17 protein-coding genes, 1 tRNA gene and 1 pseudogene are annotated in these 21,840 nt (G+C 63.6%); 3 read left to right on the top strand and 16 right to left on the bottom strand.

The window, feature by feature from the left end; translation table 11 throughout:
* The first annotated feature begins 270 nt into the window (after positions 1 to 270).
* Together BEN78_05065 and BEN78_05060 are read left to right on the top strand one after the other, a co-directional pair.
* Positions 271 to 645, top strand: coding sequence for a copper amine oxidase (locus BEN78_05065; GenBank protein ID ASR44927.1), 375 nt, complete (start codon positions 271 to 273; stop codon positions 643 to 645).
* 131 nt (positions 646 to 776) lie between these two features.
* Positions 777 to 2,240, top strand: coding sequence for a peptidase S41 (locus BEN78_05060; GenBank protein ID ASR42845.1), 1,464 nt, complete (start codon positions 777 to 779; stop codon positions 2,238 to 2,240).
* Between the two features lie 185 nt (positions 2,241 to 2,425).
* On the opposite strand, the gene BEN78_05055 is transcribed toward BEN78_05060, so the two are convergent.
* Together BEN78_05055 and BEN78_05050 are read right to left on the bottom strand one after the other, a co-directional pair.
* The gene (locus tag BEN78_05055; GenBank protein ID ASR42844.1) at positions 2,426 to 2,752 is read right to left on the bottom strand and encodes a hypothetical protein; all 327 of its coding nucleotides are present in this window, start codon (positions 2,750 to 2,752) and stop codon (positions 2,426 to 2,428) included.
* 487 nt (positions 2,753 to 3,239) lie between these two features.
* Positions 3,240 to 3,316: transfer RNA gene (locus BEN78_05050), tRNA-Arg, on the bottom strand.
* Positions 3,317 to 3,732: 416 nt separating this feature from the next.
* Here BEN78_05050 and BEN78_05045 point away from each other — a divergent pair.
* Positions 3,733 to 5,565: a glutamine--fructose-6-phosphate aminotransferase gene (locus BEN78_05045; protein ASR42843.1), complete on the top strand. Its 1,833-nt coding sequence runs from the start codon at positions 3,733 to 3,735 to the stop codon at positions 5,563 to 5,565.
* Between the two features lie 118 nt (positions 5,566 to 5,683).
* Here the strand turns inward: BEN78_05045 and BEN78_05040 are convergent, their stop codons facing one another.
* From BEN78_05040 to BEN78_04975, 14 genes and pseudogenes are all read right to left on the bottom strand, one after another.
* On the bottom strand, positions 5,684 to 6,772 hold the full coding sequence (locus BEN78_05040; GenBank protein ID ASR42842.1) for a hypothetical protein: 1,089 nt from the start codon (positions 6,770 to 6,772) through the stop codon (positions 5,684 to 5,686).
* Between the two features lie 128 nt (positions 6,773 to 6,900).
* On the bottom strand, positions 6,901 to 7,392 hold the full coding sequence (locus BEN78_05035; GenBank protein ASR42841.1) for a hypothetical protein: 492 nt from the start codon (positions 7,390 to 7,392) through the stop codon (positions 6,901 to 6,903).
* 12 nt (positions 7,393 to 7,404) lie between these two features.
* Entirely contained in the window at positions 7,405 to 7,992 is a 588-nt protein-coding gene (locus tag BEN78_05030) for a hypothetical protein (GenBank protein ASR42840.1), read from the bottom strand.
* On the bottom strand, positions 7,992 to 8,681 hold the full coding sequence (locus tag BEN78_05025) for a sugar transferase (protein ID ASR42839.1): 690 nt from the start codon (positions 8,679 to 8,681) through the stop codon (positions 7,992 to 7,994). The genes BEN78_05030 and BEN78_05025 overlap by 1 nt, the downstream gene beginning before the upstream one ends.
* A gap of 2 nt (positions 8,682 to 8,683) precedes the next feature.
* Entirely contained in the window at positions 8,684 to 9,871 is a 1,188-nt protein-coding gene (locus BEN78_05020) for a UDP-N-acetylglucosamine 4,6-dehydratase (GenBank protein ASR42838.1), read from the bottom strand.
* 39 nt (positions 9,872 to 9,910) lie between these two features.
* Complete coding sequence (locus BEN78_05015; protein ID ASR42837.1) at positions 9,911 to 11,116, bottom strand: aminotransferase DegT; 1,206 nt, start codon at positions 11,114 to 11,116, stop codon at positions 9,911 to 9,913.
* Positions 11,116 to 12,324 carry a glycosyltransferase WbuB gene (locus BEN78_05010; GenBank protein ID ASR42836.1) on the bottom strand — a complete coding sequence of 403 codons (1,209 nt, stop codon included), beginning with the start codon at positions 12,322 to 12,324 and terminating at the stop codon, positions 11,116 to 11,118. The genes BEN78_05015 and BEN78_05010 overlap by 1 nt, the downstream gene beginning before the upstream one ends.
* A 91-nt stretch (positions 12,325 to 12,415) precedes the next feature.
* Entirely contained in the window at positions 12,416 to 13,462 is a 1,047-nt protein-coding gene (locus tag BEN78_05005) for a hypothetical protein (GenBank protein ASR42835.1), read from the bottom strand.
* Positions 13,463 to 13,989: 527 nt separating this feature from the next.
* Positions 13,990 to 15,093 (bottom strand): glycosyl transferase, encoded by a 1,104-nt coding sequence (locus BEN78_05000; protein ID ASR42834.1) that lies wholly within the window; start codon positions 15,091 to 15,093, stop codon positions 13,990 to 13,992.
* A 1,289-nt stretch (positions 15,094 to 16,382) separates the two neighbouring features.
* The gene (locus BEN78_04995; GenBank protein ID ASR44926.1) at positions 16,383 to 17,747 is read right to left on the bottom strand and encodes a hypothetical protein; all 1,365 of its coding nucleotides are present in this window, start codon (positions 17,745 to 17,747) and stop codon (positions 16,383 to 16,385) included.
* A 49-nt stretch (positions 17,748 to 17,796) separates the two neighbouring features.
* Positions 17,797 to 18,879, bottom strand: a complete 1,083-nt coding sequence (locus tag BEN78_04990) for an aminotransferase DegT (GenBank protein ASR42833.1) — start codon at positions 18,877 to 18,879, stop codon at positions 17,797 to 17,799.
* A gap of 2 nt (positions 18,880 to 18,881) precedes the next feature.
* A complete protein-coding gene (locus BEN78_04985) occupies positions 18,882 to 19,463 on the bottom strand; it encodes a serine acetyltransferase (protein ASR42832.1) in 582 nt (193 codons plus the stop codon).
* Positions 19,460 to 20,412: pseudogene (locus tag BEN78_04980) on the bottom strand (oxidoreductase). Before BEN78_04980 ends, BEN78_04985 begins: the two are co-directional and overlap by 4 nt.
* Positions 20,413 to 20,461: 49 nt before the next feature.
* Entirely contained in the window at positions 20,462 to 21,739 is a 1,278-nt protein-coding gene (locus BEN78_04975) for a Vi polysaccharide biosynthesis protein VipA/TviB (GenBank protein ASR42831.1), read from the bottom strand.
* Between the last annotated feature and the right edge of the window lie 101 nt (positions 21,740 to 21,840).

Raw genomic sequence — 21,840 nt, 5'->3', positions numbered from 1 at the left:
CCACGCGCGCAGGCGCACCACTCAGCTCCCTCCCCCGCAACGCGGGGAGGGCCGGGGTGGGGGCGCTCGCGCATAATCGGGCTGTCCTGCGATCGATTTCCTGGAGTCCACATGCGCATCCATCCTCTCGCCCTGACGCTGTTGCTGCTGCCCGTCGCCGCCTGCACTGGCGCCGCGACACCCGCAGCGGCCGACACCGCCGCCGCGCCGGCTGTGGAGGCAGGCGCGACGCCGGTCGCGCAGGCCGCCGACACCCAGGTCCTGCCGCGCATGCGCGTGCACAAGACCGCGACCTGCGGCTGCTGCGGCAAGTGGGTCGAGCACATGCAGCGCGATGGCTTCGTGGTCGAGACCATCGATGTCGAGGACCTCGCCGCGGTCAAGACGCGCCTGGGCGTGCCCGACGCGATGGCGTCCTGCCACACTGCCGAGATCGACGGCTACTTCGTCGAAGGCCACGTGCCTGCGGCCGACGTCCGCCGCCTGTTGGCCGAGCGCCCCGACGCGCGTGGGATCGCGGCGCCGGGCATGCCGATGGGCTCGCCCGGCATGGAGATGCCCGATGGCCGCAGCCAGGCCTACACCGTCGAATTGGTCGCCAACGACGGCACCCATCGCCCGTTTGCCGAGCACCCGGCCCGCTAGGCCCCGTCGGCACGAAGCCGCATGGACCTGAATCGCCGGCCGGGCAGGCACCCCATTCACGCGACCGCGCCGCATAATCATTGGCCGCGCGCGGCCTGCGCGCAGCCTGTTTTCGTTGCCCGGAGTCCTGCATGCGCGTTCGTTCCCTGACGCTGGCCCTGTCGTTGCTGCTGTCGCCCGCGGCGTTCGCGCAGGAGACCGCGCCGTCCCCCGCAGATGCGGCCCCGGCCCAGGACACGCCCGCCGAGCAGCCCGCGCCACAGGACGAGGCCCAGGACGCGACGCCGGCCTCGGACGACGACGCCCCTGACGACGCCCAGGCGGCCCGCGAGGTCGCCGCCAGCGACGACCCGGACGCGATCGAACACGCCTCCAACCGCGTGCCGCTCGAAGAAATCCGCCGCTACGTCGGCGTCTTCAACGCCGTGCGCCAGGCCTATGTCGAACCGGTCGAGGACCGCAAGCTGATGGCATCGGCCATCCGCGGCCTGCTGCTCGACCTCGACCCGCACAGCGTCTACATGGAAAAGGACGCGGCGGAAGCCTTCGACGAAGGCACGACGGGCGCCTACGAAGGCATCGGCGTGGAAGTGATGTACCTGCCCGACGGCAGCATGCGCGTGATCGCCCCGATCGACGGCACGCCGGCCGAGAAGGCCGGCATCCGCGCCGGCGACGTCATCGTCAGCGTCGATGGCCGGGCGCTCACGCCGGCCGACAACGAGGGGCATGGTCCGCTGCGCGGCGCATCGGGCACCGCTGTGGTGCTCGGCGTGCTGCGCGATGGGGAGCGCACGCCGCTGGAGATCCGCGTCCAACGCGAGACCATTCGCGTGGTCAGTGTCCGCGGCCGGATGCTCGAGCCGGGCTATGGCTACGTGCGCGTGAGCCAGTTCCAGGTCGATACGGCAGCCGCCTTCAGCCGCACTGTCGGCGAACTCGCCAGCCAGAGCGGCGGTCGCCTGCGCGGCCTGGTCATCGACCTGCGCAGCAACCCGGGCGGCCTGCTGACCTCGGCGGTGCAAATTGCCGACGACCTGCTCGAAAGCGGCGACATCGTCAGCACCCGCGGCCGCATCCCGATCAGCGACGCACAGTTCAGCGCCACCCCCGGCGACATCCTCAACGGCGCCCCGGTCGTCGTGCTCGTCGACGTCGGCTCGGCCAGCGCCTCGGAAGTGCTGGCCGGCGCGCTGCGCGACAACGGCCGCGCGCGTGTCGTCGGCAGCCGCACCTTCGGCAAGGGTTCCGTGCAGACCGTGCTGCCGCTCGACAACGGCGACTCGGTCAAGCTCACCACCGCGCGCTATTTCACCCCCAGCGGCCGCTCGATCCAGGCCCGCGGCATTGACCCGGATGTCGTGCTGCGCCCCGAGAACGCCGGCACCGACGCCGACGCCCCACGCGCCGCCAGCGCCTACACCGAGGCCGCGCTGCCTGGCCACCTGCGCGGCGACGAAGAGGACGGCAGCACCGGTGGCGAAGCCCTGCCGGGCGACGCACCGATTGCCGCCGCCCTGGCCGAACTCAAGAAGCCCTGGACCCCGACGCTCCCGCCGCGCGAGGCCCCGGCGGCAACGCCGGCGGCCAAATGACGCCGTCGATTGTCATAGACCGCAACGCGCGCGACGAGAACCGAAGGTCGCATTAGCGGCGGCTGCGCGCGAGGCGTTTCGCGCGCTGCCTCGAGCCGGTGACGAAGGGGCTACGCCAAGCCGCCCGATTGTTATTGCCCAAGTGCATACCGGTGACAGGGGGCGCCGCTCGTCTGCCCGCCCCCTCAGCGGCGGCACAGCGAACGCGCATCGACCCCGTACCGCAGCGACCCGTCCTTGTACTGCTCGGTGATCGCAGGAAGCGCCCAGCGGCTGCCCACGCGGACCGACGACCCGTAGCAGCGCTTGCCGGCATAGACAAGACGGTGGACACGGCCGGTATCGAGGTTGCGCAGGTCCACGTACAAACGCGATTCGAAGTTCGACGACAGCACCTCGAACATCTGCGGGGTGCGGGTGCTCGACACCGGCTTGGGCTGAAGCTCGTGCACGAGCAGGACGAACCCGAAGGCCGCCATGAACCCCAGCAGCAGCTTGTGCTTCAAGTCCATCGTCGATTCCCCGAAGGCGCCCCCGTGCGCGTGTCTACTCTACGCGCCCCATCTGCTTCGTGAGCACGTCGGGTGGTGAGACGTGCCCGGCATGACGGCGCTTGGCAGGGGCGCGGCGAATCCAGACAGCGCCGACGGTGCGCGTGTCGTCAGCCACGGTAGGTCTGGCGCAGCAGCAGGATGGGGCGCAGGATCCAACGGCCGGTAGCCGCCGGCATTCCGGAAATCACCAACATGGCGAAGAACGAGAAGACCAGCCCCAAGGCTGCGACTGCCGCCTCCAAGACGCTGAAGAACAAAAGCAGCAGCAAGGACGCGAAGACAGCGGCTGGCTCCGCGCTATCGCAGGCGCCGGATAAGAAGGGAAACAAGAAGTAATCTGCGCGGCGGGGCCCATGTCCCGCCGTTCTGCCAGCGCGCGCCAGCGCGGCGGCGTCGTGGGCCCGGCTCCTCCGCGCATCGACGCTGGAATCCGTCGGTCCGAAGATGGCGCGCCTGGAGGGATTCGAACCCCCGACCAATGGCTTCGGAAGCCACTACTCTATCCGGCTGAGCTACAGGCGCGTTGTTCGGCCAACCACCTCGAAGCGGAGGAGGGCGGCCGGGGATTGTAGCCCAAACAGGCCGGTTGCAACGTATTTCGTGCGTACATGATGGCTGCGCTGCTGCATTTTGGCGATGCAGTCGGCCAGGTTAGCGCCAAGCTTCGCGGCAGCTTGCTCACCTGGCTTGACTGATCTAACGATGTCGATCGCCAGCGTAGCGATTCGCTGAGTGTCGACATCCATACAGTCATCATCGTAGCCAGCTTTGGCCGGGCAGATGCCGGTGAACAGCCTGTCATAGCCAGACCCATGTTTACCAATGTTCATTTCGTCGCCCGTCCGTCGAGCGGGGCAGCCCGGTGGCTGCGCAAACATGAGTTGCAGCGAGCAACTTCCGATCGAAGCTATAATGACGCGCCCTGTTGGATGCTTTCCATGTGCGGAATCGTCGGTGCGATCGCGGATCGCGATGTGGTCCCGGTCCTGGTCGAAGGCCTCAAGCGGCTCGAGTACCGCGGCTACGATTCGGCCGGCATCGCCGTGCTCGACGGCGACAGGGTGCGGCGCGTGCGCCGGACCGGCCGCGTCGCCGAGATGGCCGCCGCCGCGCAGGTCGAGGGGCTGCACGCGTCCTTAGGGATCGGCCACACGCGCTGGGCGACCCACGGCGGCGTGACCGAGCACAACGCGCATCCGCACATCAGCCACGACACGCTGGCGCTGGTGCACAACGGCATCATCGAGAACCACGAGACGCAGCGCGAGCGCCTGACCGCACTGGGCTACGTCTTCGAATCGCAGACCGACACCGAGGTCATCGCCCACCTGATCCACCATCACCAGACCCAGGGGCTGGATCTGCTGGCCGCGCTGCAGGCCACGGTCAATGAGCTCGATGGCGCCTACGCGCTGGCGGTGATCGACCGGTGCGACCCCGGTCGCCTGGTCGCGGCGCGGATGGGCTGCCCGTTGCTGGTCGGTCTGGGCGAGGGCGAACAGTTCGTCGCCTCCGATGTCTCGGCGATCCTCCAGGCCACCCGCCGGGTGATCTTCCTCGAGGAAGGCGACACCGCCGAGCTCACTCGCAACGCGGTGCGGATCTTCGACGGCACCGGGGCCGAGGTGACGCGCCCCGAACACCTGTCCGACGTCTCGCTGGCGTCGCTGGAGCTCGGGCCGTACCGGCACTTCATGCAGAAGGAGATCCACGAACAGCCGCGCGCGCTGGGCGACACGCTCGAGGCGATCATCGATGCAGCCGCCTTCGCGCCGGCGCTGTTCGGCGATGCCGACGGCCAGGTGCTGGGCGAGATCGAGGGCGTGCAGATCCTCGCCTGCGGCACCAGCTTCTATGCCGGCTCGGTCGCACGCTACTGGATCGAGTCGATCGCCGGGCTGCCGTGCTCGGTCGAGATCGCCAGCGAGTATCGCTATCGCGAGGCGGTGGCCAACCCCAAGCACCTGATCGTGACCATCTCCCAGTCGGGCGAAACGCTCGACACGATGGAGGCGCTCAAGTACGCCAAGTCGCTCGGCCACCGGCACACGCTGTCGATCTGCAACGTGCCCGAGAGTGCGATCCCGCGCGCCAGCAGCCTGGTGTTCTATACCCGCGCCGGCGCCGAGATCGGTGTCGCCTCGACCAAGGCGTTCACGACCCAGCTCGTCGGCCTGTTCGCGCTGGCCGCCACGCTCGGGAAATTGAACGGCCGCGTCGATGCCGCGCAGGAGGCCGACTACGTCGAGGCCCTGCGCCATCTGCCGGGCAGCGTGCAGCACGCGCTCAACCTCGAGCCGCAGATCGCCTCGTGGGCCGAGCGCTTTGCACCCAAGCAGCATGCGCTGTTCCTGGGCCGCGGCGTGCATTACCCGATCGCACTCGAAGGCGCGCTCAAGCTCAAGGAGATCTCCTACATCCACGCCGAGGCCTATCCGGCGGGCGAGCTCAAGCACGGCCCGCTGGCGTTGGTCGATGCCGACATGCCGGTCGTTGTGATCGCGCCCAAGGACGGCTTGCTGGAGAAGGTCAAGTCCAACATGCAAGAGGTGCGCGCGCGCGGTGGCGAGCTGTTCGTCTTCACCGATGCCGACAGCAACTTCGGCCCGTCCGAGGGCGTGCACGTGATCCGCACCCCGCGCCATGTCGGCGTGCTGAGCCCGATCGTGCACACGATCCCGGTGCAGCTGCTGGCCTACCACACCGCACTGGCGCGCGGCACCGACGTCGACAAGCCGCGCAATCTCGCCAAGTCGGTCACCGTCGAGTAAGCAAGACGGTCCGGAGAAGTTCCCGCCATGCCGCAAGATCCGGCATGGCGGGACGTTCGGCGTTTGGATGAAAGACGGACGGCAATGGAAAGCCGTCCTGTCGAAGCTCGATCGGGGCTCACGCGAGCCGGGGGCCGAACCAGCGGAAGAACCGAATCGCGCGCTCGCGCTTTGTGGTGATCGCGTACCACACAAAGCACATTACGAAGAAGGCGATCAGCAACAGCGGCTCGGGCACATCCGCGCGCATCGCCAGGCTGGCCAGGAAGCCGCAGATCAGGCTGAATGCGCCGAGCGCGACGACCACACGCAGGTGCCCGTAATGGGCGTCGCGCATCAGGTGATGGATGTGATTGCGGTCGGCATAGAAGGGCGAGCGCTTGTTGCGGATTCGGCGCAGCATGACCACGAGCGTGTCCATGACCGGGATCGGCACGAACCACAGGGCGAGCACCGGGCTCACCGGGTGGCCGGGATTCTGGGTCAACCGGAACGAGAACCAGGCGACCACCAGGCCGAGGAACGCACTGCCGGCATTACCCATGAACAGCACCGCGCGTTGACGCCACGGCAGCCGCAGGTTGAAGGCCAAGAACGCTGCGACGGCACCCATCAGGATCATCAATCGGTCGGCGATGATGTGATTGCCGGCATAGAGCGCAGCGGCGGCAAGCATCAGCAGTGCACACCACACGACGGTGCCCGCCAGACCGTCGACGCCGTCGACCATGTTGATGGCGTTGATGAGGCCGACGGTTGCGAAGATCGTGAACGGCACCGACAGCCAGCCCAGTGCCACCGACTCCAACCCGAGTACGGGGCCAAGCTGCTCGACGCGCACGTCGCCACCGTAGATCATCACCAGAGCGGCGACGATCTGCGCCATGACGCGCCAAGTCCAGCGCAGGTCATAGAGATCGTCCAGCAACCCGACGAACAGGATGATCGCGGCCGCGCCGAGGAAGCCCAGGAACCCGTCGCCTACCTCGGGAGAGAACACGAGGGCAGCCAACACGACGCCCAGCCCCATGGCAATGCCGCCGGTTACCGGCGTCGGGGACGCATGGTCCTTTCGGCCCTTGGGATGGTCGAGGAGATTGAGGCGCGTCGCCACCGGCTGCAGAAGCCACTGGGCAAACCAAGTGACACCGAGCGCCGCAAGAGCAGCATCCCAGGCCAGGTCGCCGATAACGTCAATGAACCACATCGGCGCGCGGCCTTACTGAATGCAGGCCAACATTATAGGCCTTACGCCAAATTCTCACCAATCTTCATCAACTCTCTGACGCCATCGGTCAACTGCCGTTTTGTTTGGGCGTTAGTGGACGAAAAACGTCACTTTTCGGGCGCCTCGAGGGCCTTCGGCCCTCGGACGAGCGCACAGAGCCATCCGCCCGCCCGGCCGAGTTGCAGTCCGAGTGCGCCACCAAGCAAGTTGAGCACAACATCGCGGATCTCCGGCGAGCGGCCGGGCGCGAGTTCCTGGGCCAGCTCGGCAGCCGTCGCAAGCACTGCAATGACGGCACAGGCGCGCCAGCCACGCAGGTCGGCGCGACAGATCCAAAGGAGTGCGCCAAGTAGGACGAAGATCGCGAAATGGGCCCAGTCCGAGAGGCTCCACGGTGTGAGACGCGCCCAGCGGTTCCATTGCGCGACATTGTGGGCACCGAAGATCGCCACTAGGCGTGGGCCGGGCAAGAACAGCAGGCCCGAGGCCAGCATCGCACCCGCCAAGGTCGCCAGCCTGGGCACGAGACGCGTCCGCCAGGCCAGCGTCAGGCAGACGCCGCAGATCAACGCAAGCAGCAATGCGCGGGACAGGTCCATGCGGGGGCCGAATCAGAGCCGCTGCACGTAGACGACCGAGTACTCGCCGTCGTGGACCTCGATCTCCGCGACGGGCTCCGCCCCCATGCGTCTGTAGAAACGGTGGGCGGGGGCCAGCGACGTGCCCGCCACGATCCGGAACGCCGTGACGCCCCGTGCGCGGAACTCGCGCTCCAAGGCCCGATACAGGGACTCCGCGATCGAGCGACCGCGCCATTCCGGAGCGACCGCGAGACTCAGCAACTCGGCTGTCGGCAATTCGAGATCGGGTTGGGCGGCCGCGCCCCGGGTATAACGCAGGATCTCGAGAATCCGGCGCAGTTTGGACGGTTGCAGCATCGCCGGGGCCAGATTCAGACCCAGGCGCAATGGGCTGCGCAGCATCCGCTTGTACACCGGCCCCATGCTCGCGCCGCCAGTGACGAACCCGACAACCGCATCGCCTTCCCGATGGACCAACAGCAAGGTGCTGTCGGACTCGTCGAGCGCGCGGTACATAAGGGTGAGGAATCCCACACCGAGCGTCGCCAGGAAGCTCCGGTCCAGGCAGCGAACATGCAGTTCGGCTACCTGCCTGTACATGGCGTTGCGCGACGACATCAGCGCGAGGCGGCCGGTGCGGCCTCGGCGGCGCGGGTCAATGCCTCGGGCGCGGGCGGCAGGTCGGGGAATACCCGCCAGACGGCGCGCGAGTCAGGCACCAGGATCACCCACGCGGTGAGCACGATGCACCAAAGATAAGTCCCGACGCTCTGGTGGGCGACATACCACTCTTCCAGTGCGCCCTTGTAGGGCATGATCACGTCGTCGTAGAAGCGCTCCGGCTCGGCGCTGGCATGCATCAGTTCCTCCTCGTCACGGAAGACGATGGATCCGATACCAGACAATCCCGGCCTGACCTTGATGATCTCCGCCTGCGAGCGTGCAGGGAAGGCATCGAAGCAGCGGCGCGTCTGCGGCCGCGGCCCCACGATGCTCATGTCGCCACGAAAGATGTTCAACAACTGCGGCAACTCGTTGATCTTGGTCTTGCGCAGCACGCGACCCAGCGGAAGGACGCGCGGATCGTGCTTGACGGTCACCGTACCGGTGCCGAGATTCGGACTGTCCTTGAGCATCGTGGCGAACTTGAACAGCCCGAACGTCGCGCCGTGGCGCCCGATCCGCTGCTGGACGTAGAACACCTCGCCTTCGCCAGTCAGGCGCAACGCGATCGCAATCGGCACTAGAAGCGGCGAAAGCACCACGAGCGCGAGCCCGGACAGCAGGATATCGAGAAGTCGTTGCATGATCACATCCTGCCGTCGAGGTACTTTCCGGTTTCCTTGTGGGCGAACTCGGGAATCATGTGGTTGAACAGGTCGACGATCTCGGGCTTGTCCCACGTGGGCTGTCGCCGGATGCGGTCGAGCGTGTCGAGGAAGTGCGTCAGCCTGGCCTCATCGAACACCGGCTCGTTCCGGATCACGCCGATGTTCTCGAAGCGGTCCATATCCAGCGTCTCTGTGCCCATATAGAACTCCTCGAAGTCTTTCTCTCCCGTCGTGTCGCTGGCGAAGAAATACACCGGCCAACGCTTGCTGGCGATCAGCTCGGCCGCGCGGTCCCGAGCCTCGTCTTCGCTGCTGCACGCGTAGGGCTCGAACCCGAGCGACTGCAGGTAGCGGACGGCAATGTCGGAAAAACGCGTCAGATCCAGCTGCTCGCTGAGCTTGGGGAAGAAGATATCGCGATTGTCACCGAGCAGGCATGAACTCAGGCACAGCTCGCCCGACTCCTGGGGCGTGACGAAGTAACGCCGCACGTCGTTGGGCGCAGAGATCGGCTGGCGCTTGGCGAAGCGCTGATTGAAGCCATGAAGCAGCGACCCATCGGAAAACGCGACATTCGCGAACCGGGCCGTCGAGATGGGCAGCTCCAGGCTGGCGCGCATCAGGAACATCTCCATGATCCGCTTGCTCGCGCCCATCATGTTGACGGGGTTGGCCGCCTTGTCGGTGGAGACGCAGAAGTACTTGCGGGCACCGCCCGCGCGCGCCTGCGCGATCGTATCGATAGTGTTGAGGACGTTCACCTCGATCAATCGCATCAGCGTGAACGGGTCCTTCTCGCTGCGCACATGCTTTAGCGCCGACAGATTGAGCACGTAGTCGTAGCCATTGCCGGCGTTCATCAGCGCCGCGTACTCGCGGCTGCCGCAGTCCAGTGCGAACGTGCGGAAATCGCCATCGATGTAGCCAAGCGTGCTGCGGACATCGCGCACAAGCTCGACCATGTTGTTTTCGCTGATATCCACCACGTGCAACACACGGGGGCCACGCTTGAAGATCTCGCGCGTCACAGCCTGGCCGATGGAGCCCGCGCCGCCGATGACGAGAAATCGGCTGGCGGCCACGATCTCGCGCAGTTCGGCATCATGGCGTTGGATATCGGCATCGAAGAGCGGCCGATCGCGGCCGATGAGGTTCAGTACGTCCATGGGGGAAGTGCTCTGCTGGTGTTGCTGGAAAGGAATGCGTCAGCGCGGGCGCAGGGCGCCGTCGGGAACGCTGGAGGGCAGGTTGACGACGCGTGCTTCCAGCCAATGGGAGTTCTCGAGTCCATCGTGCTGGCATCCGCTGAACATCGCCAAGCGCGACATCAACCGCCAGATCGGCCGAGTCATCACGCCTTGCGCATTGGTGTACTCAAGAAAAGCATCGCGCTCGGCCTCGGACGTCAACACGATCGCATTGAGCCACCAGTTGCTGGTGCAATCTGCAAGCGGCTGGACGAAGCGAATGCCCGTACCGGCGAAGAACTCGGCATAGCGCGCAGCCACGTCTGCTTTGACCGCCAGCATCTCCCCGAGCCGCTCCATTTGCGCGCAGCCCAGTGCGGCATTCAGATTGGGAAGCCGGTAGTTGTAGCCAATCTCGTCGTGCACAAACTCGTAAGGGTGGGGCACCTTGGCGGTGGTAGTAAGGTGCTTGGCCCGCTTTGCCAGTGCCTCATCGTCGGTGACGATCATGCCGCCGCCGCCGGTGGTGATGACCTTGTTGCCGTTGAAGCTCAAGGTCGCGAACCGCCCGAACGTGCCCGTATGCTGTCCGTCGATGTAGCTGCCCAGCGACTCGGCCGCATCTTCGACCACGGCGATGCCGTAGGCGTCGCAGATTTCGACGATCTCGCGGATGCGCAACGGCTGACCGAAGGTGTGCATCGGCACACAGGCCGCGATGCGTCGCCCCGTTGCCCGATTCCAGGCCCGGCCATCGCGCACCTCCGCGTTGGCTTCCAGCCACCGGCGCAGCGCGGTAGGGCTGAGGCCCATGGTGTCGAGATCGACGTCGACAAACACCGGGTGCGCGCCGGCATAGCTGAGTGCGTTGCACGTCGCGATGAAGGTGAGTGCCTGCGTGATCACCTCGTCGTCCCGGCCCACGCCCGAGAGCTGCAACGCCACGTGCAGCGCGGCTGTCCCGTTGACGGTCGCAATGGCGTACTTAGAACCGGTGAAGGCGGCAATACGCTCTTCGAACTCGGTCACCTTGGCGCCGACCGACGACACGAAGTTCGAGTCGATGCAGTCGACCAGGTACTGGCGCTCGTTGCCTTCGAAGGCGGGGCGGTGGAGGGGGATGAAGTCGGGGCCGTAGATATCCCGAATCAACGATATCGCGGAGGGAAAGAACGAGGGGTCGCTCACGTCGGGTTGCCTTTCTGAAAGGTGGGATGCAGACATCAGGGCACGGCTCCGCTGAGTGCCTGCTCGAGTTGCCGGGCGAGCAGATCTCGAGAGAACCGCGTCTCCGCGAGCACGCCCGCAGCGGCGCCAGCACGCGCGAGCCAGTCAGGGTCGCCGAGCGCTTCTACCAGTACGAGTGCGGCGCGCTCGGGGGCAGTCGGTGGCAAGGACAGGCCCACGCCTTCCTGCTCAATGAGGTCAGCCTGCCAGCCGAGGTAATTGATGGCGATCGGCTTGCGAGCAGCCAATGCGTCGAAGAACTTGTTGGCTGAGTTTGCCCGCAACGAAGGGAAGTCGATAGCCAGCGAGCAAATGACGTCCGCAGCCGCAAACGCATGCGGCACCTCGTCCTTGGCCACCGGTGGATACAGAAAAAAGTTCACGCCCAGGACGCCACGCTCTTGGGCGTAGGCCTGTACGGACGCTTGCTGCTTTCCATCGCCGACGACCACGAATGCGATGCCCGGATCCAAGGCAAGCGAATGAGCCGCGACATCAACGAGATACTCGACTCCGTTGACGAAGCCGATGGTGCCGGGATACAGAACGAGCCGCCGGCCCAGGAGTTCTGGCTTGTCTGCTAGGAATCGCGCCGAATCTGTGTGCTCTGGACCGAACAGCTCGATATCCGAACTGTTCGGGATGACCGTGACTCGATCTGCGGAGTAGCCGGTCTTGACGACGCCATCCTTCATGTCACTCGACAGTGCCACGACATGGCGTGACCGCCGATAGGCAAACCGCTCCAGCCAACGAGCCGCCGCGATCGCTACGGGATTACGTAGCGCACCCAGTTCCACGGGAATGTCAGGCCACAGATCTCTGACTTCGAACACCATCGGTGCGCGCTGTCGCATGCTTGCGTACGCGCCAGGAAGCGCGATTGTGAGAGGTGTACTCGTCGCCAGTACGACGTCGGCCGGAAGGGAGGCCGCACGCGTGGCTGCATGGTAGGCAAAACGGAAGAAGGCGCGGATCCGCGCCCCGGTCCCCATGTGGTTCGAGTAAGGCACAGGTAGCCAATGTACGTCGATTCCATTTTCGTTGCTGACACGCCATGCCTGCGAGGCGCCGCCGCTCGTATCGGAGGTAACGACCGTGACCTGATGTCCCCATGCAACCAGACGGCGCGCCATCTCGAACGAGCGCGTGCCGCCGCTCATAGAAGGCGTCTTGAAGTATTGATGGAGATAGGTGATTCGCATTGGTCGAAGTCCGGGAGTTCTCAGATCGATCGGCAGGGGGGGCGCCAACTCGTACATCTATTGACTGGTCTGAAGGCCGCCTAACAGAGCCCTAGTGGTCATCGTGCGCCGATGCCGCGACCAGCGAGGGTAGGAACATCATGCGGGCGGTCCGCTCGCGTGTGGTTCGTGGCACGCCTCTCATGTTCGACAAGGCGGGGTAGTGGGTCTCGATAAAGCTTGCCTTGGGGCCCTTCTGCGCCAATGCGGCTTCGTACAAGGTCGCGCCGAGCGTCTGATAGAGGGGGTAGTAGCGCGCCCAGACGATGTAGCCGCCCGTGGGGAAGGCGAAGGTGAGGCCGTATGGGGGATAGCCTTCGGCGCAGCGCTGTCCGTCGTTGTAGGCAACGCGATACCAACCGTTAGCGCCACTGAGCCAGTTAGTGAACAGCGGCTGCGATGCATCGCCATTCCAAGTGCGCGCGAGAAGTTGGCCAGCAAAGCGCCTGGCCAAGTCTGGTTGCGGAAGGGCTCCCTCATCCAGTCCGTACACCGTCCTCATCGCCTCCCGATTGCGGTCCAGAGACTCGATTACATGCACCAGTCGTCTCGCATGACTGAGATCCCATCCCAGACCCTCGACAGGATCGATATTCTCGGGCCGTACGTTGAGGCGAGGCTCGAGAATGTGGCCATTCTTCTGGCAAGTGGCAGGCGGCGCGGCACCCGCGTAGCCTGCGTATCGGTTGTCCCGATAGAAGCGCCAGTAGCCGTGGTCGATATCGGCAGTCGCCACTTTCGTACCATCGGGCAGCGTGGCTTCGGCACGCAGAATTCTCGAATTGAAAAAGGCGAGTAGCTCTTCCAGTCGCGCCTTCGCGCCGAGATACTCGCCATGACGGACGCGTGCCTGCTGCAGCAGCGCTGGACGGTTGGCCAGGGCGCTTGCTAGATCTGCGTGGATGCCGATCTGCCAGAGATCGATGTCCGTAAAGAACCAGCGCGTACCCTTGTCGCGCAAGGCGGCTGCCTCGATAGTTCTGGCCTCTCGCCAACGCTCGCGTTCCTGCTCGGTCGCCCAGCGATCCAGCGTGTAGAGGCCAACTTCGGCGGTATCAGCGATGAAGGCGTCGGCGTCGGCATTTGTTGACGGCGACATCGGTGCAAGCGTCGCCGCTAGATGGGCGAACAGGCCCAGTCCCTGAGCGCTTGCCAGCTTGCTCTCCACGTCCTGACCTTTGCTGACGGCCCTGCATCGTCCGCCGCTTCGGCATAGCCACGCCTTGCTCCCCGAGGCGGCCGGCAGGCCACGAGGTTCAGAAGGCGGCGGGGTGGAATCGTGAACCGGCGTGACGGTGTCCAGTGCAAGGTAGACGCGTCCCCAATCCTCCGCGAATGCGATGAGCCGATCTCTTCGTTTACAGCGAGCCGCCATTGAAAGCAGATTGTGGAACGTGATTTCTAGATCGTAGAGCGCGAAGCTGTCCTTCTGCTCAAGCAGACGCTTTTCGACCAGCCCTTCTCGCGCGTAGCGGCGCCCCCAATCATCCCAGTCGCGCCAAGCGTCTGACTCGACTGGCCCGTCGCAGGCATACATGTCATGACCGGTGTCCGCTACGGCGGAACCGGAGGCAAGAAGCACGATAACCAGCAGGCAGATTCTGAGCATGCGCGACGTTCCTGCACTCAGGCCAGGCTCTGGTAGAGCGCGATGAGCTTGCGTTCCTCAGCGGGCCAGTTGAACTGTGTCGCCACAGCCTGGCGTCCATTTTCCCCCATAAGACGCGCCTGCTCGGGATTCTCCACGATCCAATCGATCGCGGCCGCAATGGCCTTGGGGTCCAGCGGATCGACACAGAGCCCACTCTGTGTGTCCTCAAGAATCCCGCGCCAGAGCGCGAAGTCCGAGGCAATAACCGGCAGACCTGCATTCATATACTCGAACATCTTGACCGGAAGCGATTCAAGGTAGGCCGTGGTCGGGTGCAAAGTCACCAGACCTGCCATCGAACGACGCATGGTGTGATTCACGCTCTGTCTGTCGAGCCATCCCAACTCTTCGACTTTGGCCCACCCGTCGAGCAGACGGATTTCGGACGCGAGCGCCTGTTCGTTGAACTTGCCTCCAAGCAGCAGCCGAACACGGCTCTTACTGAATGAAAGTGCCTGCACCACCTCAGCGAGGCCGCGCGTTCTCGTAATCGCGCCGACGTAGCACACCACAGGCTCGCGCTCGACGCTGGGCGCGTCCGCTGTGGTCGACTCGGTAAGCAATGGATAGTTGTTGATGTCCACCGTGCGAGGGTTGATCTTGAGAAACTTGTCACGAATGTACGGTGTCGCGGCAACAACAGCGTCCAGCCTGCGGCACACCCAGGTCTCGTAGGCTGACGCAAGACGTGAGATTACCTTACGGGCGATTGGATGCAGGTAGTGCTTGCTGAGAATCTGCTGCGGGACATCCTCGTGTGAGTCGAAGATGACCTTGGCGCCGGCTCGCTTGAGCTGCCGCGCAATCGTCAGAAGCTCGGGGTCGTGCAGGTGATAGACATCTGCGCGCAAAGCGAGCGCCGCATCTCGCATGCGTCGAGTCGCAGCGGAGATTCTGTCGAACCTGCCGCGCGCTTTGGCGACGCTCATGATCTCCACGCCGTCCTTTCGCTCGTCGGCCAGGCCGTCGGCCACGAGGAGGAAGGTCGTGTGACCTGCTGCGGCCAACGACATGCATTCCTTATAGAAAATTCGGGTGTCGTAACGCGGGTGGGCGGTTGTGAGGTGTGCGACTTTCATTTCTGATCGCTCCTCATCGGGAAATTTCTTGGATTGCGCGCCGCAGCGTAAATTCCCCATCCTATGCCGTATCCAACATAAAAAATAGGTTTGGAGAAGACGGAGAAGACAAACAGAATTATAGAGAATGCGAGGAGTAGAACATAGGTTTCGTTTCTGCTCTTTCTTGAGAAAACGACACGGGTCGAGTGTGCGAGCGGCTTGAGTATCATGTAAGAGAACATTACAAAGCCGAGTACACCATAATTAACCCAGGCGGATAGAGCATTATGGGCGTACGAGCCGATGCCCCCCGACCTTGCGTGCGATCCAAAATCTCCAAGGATGGGAGATGAGGCAATTGTGACGAGAGCGTCCTTGGTCAGATTTGCTCGCGCTTGAAATGAAGTGTCAGTGCTGATATCAACAAGCCTGGTGACGCGAGAGCTAATATTTGATGAAAATGCAAGGTCTGCAAGAAGGGTTACGCTGGCAATAATCAAGGGTGCGAGAACCAGGCTGAATTTTATGGTTCCGGCGCGAAGGTAGATTATCAGTATCCCGGCGAGAGCAAATGCCACGAACTCGGAGCGAGCGCCAAGCATGAAAGTTAAAATTAAGCTCAGGCAGTATGTCCAAGGCAACCATCTAACGCTGAGCGATGCCATCAGGATGATGGAGGTCACCAGCGCAGAGCGGGCAAACCCTTGATAGGTGGCAACTTGCTCCGCGTCACCGGAGGTGTAAGCCTGCCGGGCGTAGAAGAAACCACCCTGTTGGTTGAGCGCCGCAATCGCAAGCATCCCGAAAAATGAAATTATCAGGAAGGCGGTAAAATTTCTGCCTCCGAAGTCGATTTGTCTGAAAATTAAATAATTTGCAGTCAAAAAAAGAGGTACGGAGATGGATTGCAAAAATACTCCGTCGACTGACTGGTGCTGATGCCCTATTTGCCGGCTAACTACGGACAGACATATTAGAAAAAGAACGAAAATGATGATGAATGCATCCTGCTTCAGGAGCGCTTCCTTTCCCGAGACCTGCTCGTATGCCAACAAGCCCAGCATGGCAGTGGTGAGGGCCAATGCGACGGGGCCGTAGAAGCCCCCGAGAAGTGGAGGCATTCCGAGAAGCGCGACCCCAGAGTGATAGAAGTAAAAGCCCGGATAAAGAAGCAATATTCCGAGTTTCGCCAGGGTGCGCGAGCTTGCGAATTCTGATAATTTCACTGAATTACTTTCTTACCGTTATGCGTAGCGATGGTTGATCGGCCGAGATCAGCCTCTCTGGGAGCCGCGCCCAAAGCCCAATCACAGTGGGCTGGCGAGCATGCGCTGTGCGAAATGTATAAGGATAAGCGCTACAAACGCTGATAGTGCTGCGGTGAACGTAAGTGGGGCGGAAAATCTAGGAATCGACGACAGCAGCGTCCTTAGATCCGAATTCAGCAATCGTGTGACTGTTAAAAAGTACGCGAAATAGAAAATGAAGCCTGAAATCGCATAAGTCTCCACTGCCAGGTGAGGCGCAATTGCGACTGACGCCGCCACCATTCCGGCGCGAAGTGCCAGCCCCCCCAGCTGCAATAGCAGGGCAATTCGTTGTTGGCTGCGTATGTGCAGCACCATCGACACCGGCGAGGTGATGAATTGCATGAAGAACCACGGCGCCATCCAGGTGACGAGATGGCCGGACCGCGCCCAATCCTGTCCGAACAGCAAGGGGAACGCCGTTGGGGCGAGGATCGCCACCGCAAGCATCGGGCCGGCGCCGATCGCAATCAGGTTGCCTATCGTCTTTGCTGCAAATGCCGCCAAATCGCCGCTGCGGTTTTTCTCGGCTGCATGGGACAGAAACACTTGGCCGACGGCCTGCCCGATCAGGGCAGCCGGGATAGCGAGCACTTGCATTGCGAGCAACAGATAGCCGGCATCGTGTCCTGGGCTACTCGCCGCAATGATTAGAACTGGCACCTGGATGCTTGCGGTGTTGGCGAACGCCTCGAGCATCGAGTACTTCGGGAACCTCTTGTACTCGCCCAGGACGCGAACCATGTCGCGGCGATTGACCGCCCTCAGGGCAGTGCGATCCGAGATCAGAAGCCGACGCCCCAACCCCACGACGCCGGCACCGCTCTTGATGAACTGTCCCAGGAGCAGGCCAAGTGGCGAGATGTTGAGTGCACCCAGCCCAAGTTGGGTGATCGTGCCGCCGACTGCTTGGCTCATCCGCGTGCGCGCCACTGCGGAGAAGTTCTTTCGCCTGGACGTCCAGTACTGCAGTGCCATGTACGAACCAGCGATCCAGACGCCAAGGGGCAGCAGCCACAGATGACGTGCCAACTGCGGCGCGTCGAGGAGCAGCGAGATCGGCTGCCCCCAAAAGGCGACGACCACGCCCAGCAGGGCGCCAAAAGCGGCCGAACTGCAAAGGGCGATGGCCAAGAGATTGGCTGCGTCGCTGTCTGCCTCGGGCAGCGGGATCGCGATCTCGAGGCGAAGAGATGCGATGACGGTCAGGATGCCGAGGAGCGCGGTATAGACTGCCAGTACAGAGAAATCTTCGGGCGTGTAGAGGCGGGTAAGGACGGGAAGTGCGAGAACGCTCAATGCCTGCGCAAACGCAGTGCCGCCCACGAGCACGCCGATCGAGCGGCCAACCCCGCCGACCTTGATCTGCCTCAATCGCCGTTTGATAACGTCCAGCACGCCAAATCGTCTGCTCTTAGGGGTTGCCAACGAGTGGGGCGACCACTTGTTGCTGCGAAGCGCCATCCAGATAGGGGTGCATGGGCAGGCTGAGCACTTCCTCTGCCGCCAGGTCGCCATGGGGAAGCTTGGCCGCTGTGTTCTCTACGGCCGGCTGTTTGTTCAGCGGCATCGGATAGTGGATGGCGGTGGGCACACCGGCTTCGTGCAGCCTAGTCTGCACAGCGGCACGATCGTGCACGCGGACGGTGTACTGCGCCCAGGCACTGGTGTTGTACGACTCCACGTGGGGAATCCGAACGCGACTGTCGGCGAGCAGCTGACCATAACGCTGGGCCACCTGCTGCCGTGCTGCCATTTCGTCGTCAAGCACCTCCAGCTTCGCCAGCAAAATAGCGGCCTGGAGTGTGTCGAGCCGGCTGTTGACGCCAACGCGAACATGGTAATAGCGACGCGTCTGGCCATGGCGAGCGACCTGGCGCATGACCGTCGCCAGCGTCTCGTCGCTGGTGAAGATCGCGCCGCCGTCGCCGTAACAACCCAGCGGTTTGCTGGGAAAGAAGCTGGTCGTGGCGATCGTCGTCAGATTGCAGCTCTTTCGGCCCTTGTACGTGGCGCCGAAGCTCTGCGCAGCATCCTCGATGACGGGTACGCGGTGTCTGTCGGCGATCGCATTGATGGCATCGTAGTCCGCGCACTGGCCATACAACGAGACCGGAATGATGGCTTTCGTTTTCGGACCGATCGCGGCCTCAAGCGATGCCGGGTCGAGATTGCAGGTCAAAGGATTGATATCGACGTAGACGGGGCGCGCCCCGAGGACTGCGGCCGCCTCCGCTGTGGCGATGTATGTGAAGCCAGGCGTGATGACTTCGTCGCCAGGCCCGACGCCTAGCGCCATCAATGCGATCTGAAGCGCGTCAGTGCCGTTTGCGACGCTGATGCAGTACTTGGCGCCCGTGTATGCAGCAAGGCGTTCCTCGAGCTCGGCCACTTCGGGGCCCAGGATGTACTTGCCGTGGGAAAGGACGCGCGCGATGCCGGTGTCGATCCGGTCCTTGAGGCGCGCCTGCTGCGTCTGAAGATCGATGAATTCCATTGTCATGCGTCCTGGCGGGTCAGCTGGCGGCCGTGCAGCTGGTAACGCGCGCCGGTGTGCGAACAGGTCGCTTCGCCGTCACCCTCTACCGGCAGCTCGAGCTGTTCGCCGAACTCGCTCATCCAGCCGATCTGGCGGGCGGGCACGCCCACCATGAGCGCGTAGTCGGGGACGTCCTTGTTGACCACCGCGCCGGCGCCGACGAAGGCGAACGCACCAATGGTGACGCCGCAGACGATCGTGCAGTTGGCGCCGAGCGTCGCTCCGGTTCGCACAAGCGTGTCGCGGTACTGGTCCTTGCGCTCGATCAGTGATCGCGGGTTGTAGACGTTGGTGAACACCATGCTCGGGCCGCAGAACACGCCGTCCTCAAGGGTGACGTTGTCGTAGACCGACACGTTGTTCTGGATCTTGCAACGGTCGCCGATTACGACGCGATTGCCGACAAACACGTTCTGGCCGAGTGACACGCCTTTGCCGATGCGGGCCCCCGCGCACACGTGCGCGAAGTGCCAGACGCGCGAGCCCTCGCCGATCTGCGCGCCGTCATCGACGATCGCGCTGGGGTGCTGCTGAAACGTCATGCGCGCGCCCTCTGGATGAACGGATGTGCATCGTCGGCGCCGGGCGCGACGACGGCGTCGCGGATCTGTGCGACCGTCGTGATCGCCGTCCGGTTTTCCTCGAGGCCGAAGCCGCGACCTGCGAGGATCTCCTCGTAGCTACGGATGTGCAGGTCGGTGAAGCCCCGGAGAACTCGATCTCATCGCCGTCGACGGTGATGGAGCGATAGGTGCGCTGGCCAGCATCGCGCTGGGCCTGCGGCACGTCCTCGACATCCACCGACAGGAACCAGCGGACGCGGGCATGCGCGTACTCGAGGTAGCCGGCAGCGCGGGTGTCCTCGGACAGGTGCACGACGTTCTGCTGCAGGTCGCCGAAGATGTAGTGCAGCATGTCGAAGAAGTGCACGCCGATGTTGGTGGCGATGCCGCCCGACTTTTTCAGGTCACCCTTCCAGCTCTGCAGATACCAGTGGCCGCGCGAGGTGATGTAAGTCAAATCGACTTCGTGCTTAGTGTCGCGCTGCTCGCTGCGGACGCGCTCGCGCAGCGCAACGATCGCCGGATGCACGCGCAACTGCAGGATCGTATTGACCTTGTGGCCGGTGTCGCGCTCGATGTCCAGCAGGCCATCGATGTTCCAGGGATTGAGGACCAGCGGCTTCTCGCAGATCGCGTCGGCACCCGAGCGCAGCGCGAAGCGCATGTGCGAATCGTGTAGATAGTTGGGCGAGCAGATCGAAACGTAGTCCACGGCTTTGCCGTCGTTGGCGCGGCGGCGCTTGTCGATGTGGCGATCGAAACGCTCGAACTCGGTGAAGAAGTCGGCTTCCGGGAAGTGACTGTCGATGATGCCGACCGAGTCGTTCGGGTCGTAGGCGGCAACCAGTACGTTGCCGGTGGCCTTGATGGCCTGCATGTGGCGCGGTGCGATGTAGCCCGCAGCGCCAATCAGTGCGAACTTCTTCATGAGAGTGTCCTGAAAGTACGTGTTGCGTGTGCCGCCGATACAGGCTTAGTTAGAGCCGTCCGTCCACGCGATCGGCTGGCAAGATGCCCTTGATGTCGTAGATCACGGTGCGATCGGTCGCCCACTGGCGGACATCGGCATTGCCCGGCTTGAATTCGTCGTGTGCGACCGCGAGCACGATGGCGTCGTAATGGCCCTGCTGGGGGGGCTCGGCCAGCAGCTCCACGCCGTACTCCGCCTGCGCCTCGTCGCGGGACGCCCAGGGGTCGTGGATGTCGACCTGTGCGCCGAAGTCGCTCAGTTCGCTGACCAGGTCCACCACGCGCGTGTTGCGCAGGTCCGGGCAGTTCTCCTTGAAGGTGAAGCCCAGTACCAGCACGCGGCTGCCCTGGATGGCGTGTCCCTTGCGGATCATCAGCTTCACGACTTCAGCGGCGACATGCTGGCCCATCGCATCGTTGATGCGACGGCATGCGAGCAGAATGTCGGGGTGGTAGCCGACCGACTGCGCCTTCTGGATGAGATAGTAGGGGTCGACGCCGATGCAGTGCCCGCCGACGAGGCCGGGTTTGAACGGCAGGAAGTTCCACTTCGTCGATGCGGCGGTGAGTACGTCGCTGGTGTCGATGCCCAGGCGGTGGAAGATCAGCGCGAATTCGTTGATCAGTGCGATGTTGGCGTCGCGCTGGGTGTTCTCGATGACCTTCGCGGCCTCGGCGACCTTCAGGGTCGGCGCCTTGTGTGTGCCGGCAGTGATGATGCTGCGATACAGGCCATCGACGAATTCGGCGGTTTCGGGTGTGGAGCCCGAGGTGATCTTGGGAATCGTGGTCAGGCGCCGTTCCTTGTCGCCCGGGTTGATGCGTTCGGGACTGTAACCGACCGTGAAGTCCTGATTGAAAACCAAACCCGACGCGCGCTCGAGCTCGGGAACGCAGATCTCTTCGGTTGCGCCCGGAAACACTGTGGACTCGTAGATCACCGTATCGCCGTGTTTGAGCACGGTGCCGATTGCCTGGCTAGCCTTGATCAGCGGCGTGAGGTCCGGGTGCTTGTGCTCGTTGATCGGTGTGGGCACGGTGACGATGTAGACATTGGCATCTGCGATACCCGCCGTCTCGGTGGTGTAGCGCAGCCGGTTGGCGGATCGCAGTTCTTCGGCGTCGACCTCGAGCGTGTGGTCGCTCCCGCCGCGGAGCTCTTCGACGCGGCGGACGTTGATATCGAAGCCGATGGTGTCGTACCGCTTGCCGAACTCCACGGCCAGCGGCAGCCCGACGTAGCCCAGGCCGATGACGGCGATGGTGGCGGTACCCGGTGAAGACATCAGAACATTCCTCGTGACAGTAGGCGTCGGCGGCCACGAACGCGATCATTTCGCCGACTGAATAGCGAATTATGCGCCCTCCGGGCCGCATCGTGAGAAAA

Source organism: Xanthomonas citri pv. mangiferaeindicae (assembly GCA_002240395.1).
Classification (GTDB): domain Bacteria; phylum Pseudomonadota; class Gammaproteobacteria; order Xanthomonadales; family Xanthomonadaceae; genus Luteimonas; species Luteimonas citri_A.
The sequence above is the reverse complement of the archived record's forward strand: the minus strand, read 5'-3'. Positions and strand labels throughout refer to the sequence as shown.

Bases quoted from the DNA above. Each gene is read 5' to 3' on its own strand.
- BEN78_05065 (ASR44927.1), top strand. From the start codon at position 271: ATGCGCGTGCACAAGACCGCGACCTGCGGCTGCTGCGGCAAGTGGGTC.
- BEN78_05060 (ASR42845.1), top strand. From the start codon at position 777: ATGCGCGTTCGTTCCCTGACGCTGGCCCTGTCGTTGCTGCTGTCGCCC.
- BEN78_05055 (ASR42844.1), bottom strand. From the start codon at position 2,752: ATGGACTTGAAGCACAAGCTGCTGCTGGGGTTCATGGCGGCCTTCGGG.
- BEN78_05045 (ASR42843.1), top strand. From the start codon at position 3,733: ATGTGCGGAATCGTCGGTGCGATCGCGGATCGCGATGTGGTCCCGGTC.
- BEN78_05040 (ASR42842.1), bottom strand. From the start codon at position 6,772: ATGTGGTTCATTGACGTTATCGGCGACCTGGCCTGGGATGCTGCTCTT.
- BEN78_05035 (ASR42841.1), bottom strand. From the start codon at position 7,392: ATGGACCTGTCCCGCGCATTGCTGCTTGCGTTGATCTGCGGCGTCTGC.
- BEN78_05030 (ASR42840.1), bottom strand. From the start codon at position 7,992: ATGTCGTCGCGCAACGCCATGTACAGGCAGGTAGCCGAACTGCATGTT.
- BEN78_05025 (ASR42839.1), bottom strand. From the start codon at position 8,681: ATGCAACGACTTCTCGATATCCTGCTGTCCGGGCTCGCGCTCGTGGTG.
- BEN78_05020 (ASR42838.1), bottom strand. From the start codon at position 9,871: ATGGACGTACTGAACCTCATCGGCCGCGATCGGCCGCTCTTCGATGCC.
- BEN78_05015 (ASR42837.1), bottom strand. From the start codon at position 11,116: ATGTCTGCATCCCACCTTTCAGAAAGGCAACCCGACGTGAGCGACCCC.
- BEN78_05010 (ASR42836.1), bottom strand. From the start codon at position 12,324: ATGCGAATCACCTATCTCCATCAATACTTCAAGACGCCTTCTATGAGC.
- BEN78_05005 (ASR42835.1), bottom strand. From the start codon at position 13,462: ATGTCGCCGTCAACAAATGCCGACGCCGACGCCTTCATCGCTGATACC.
- BEN78_05000 (ASR42834.1), bottom strand. From the start codon at position 15,093: ATGAAAGTCGCACACCTCACAACCGCCCACCCGCGTTACGACACCCGA.
- BEN78_04990 (ASR42833.1), bottom strand. From the start codon at position 18,879: ATGGAATTCATCGATCTTCAGACGCAGCAGGCGCGCCTCAAGGACCGG.
- BEN78_04985 (ASR42832.1), bottom strand. From the start codon at position 19,463: ATGACGTTTCAGCAGCACCCCAGCGCGATCGTCGATGACGGCGCGCAG.
- BEN78_04975 (ASR42831.1), bottom strand. From the start codon at position 21,739: ATGTCTTCACCGGGTACCGCCACCATCGCCGTCATCGGCCTGGGCTAC.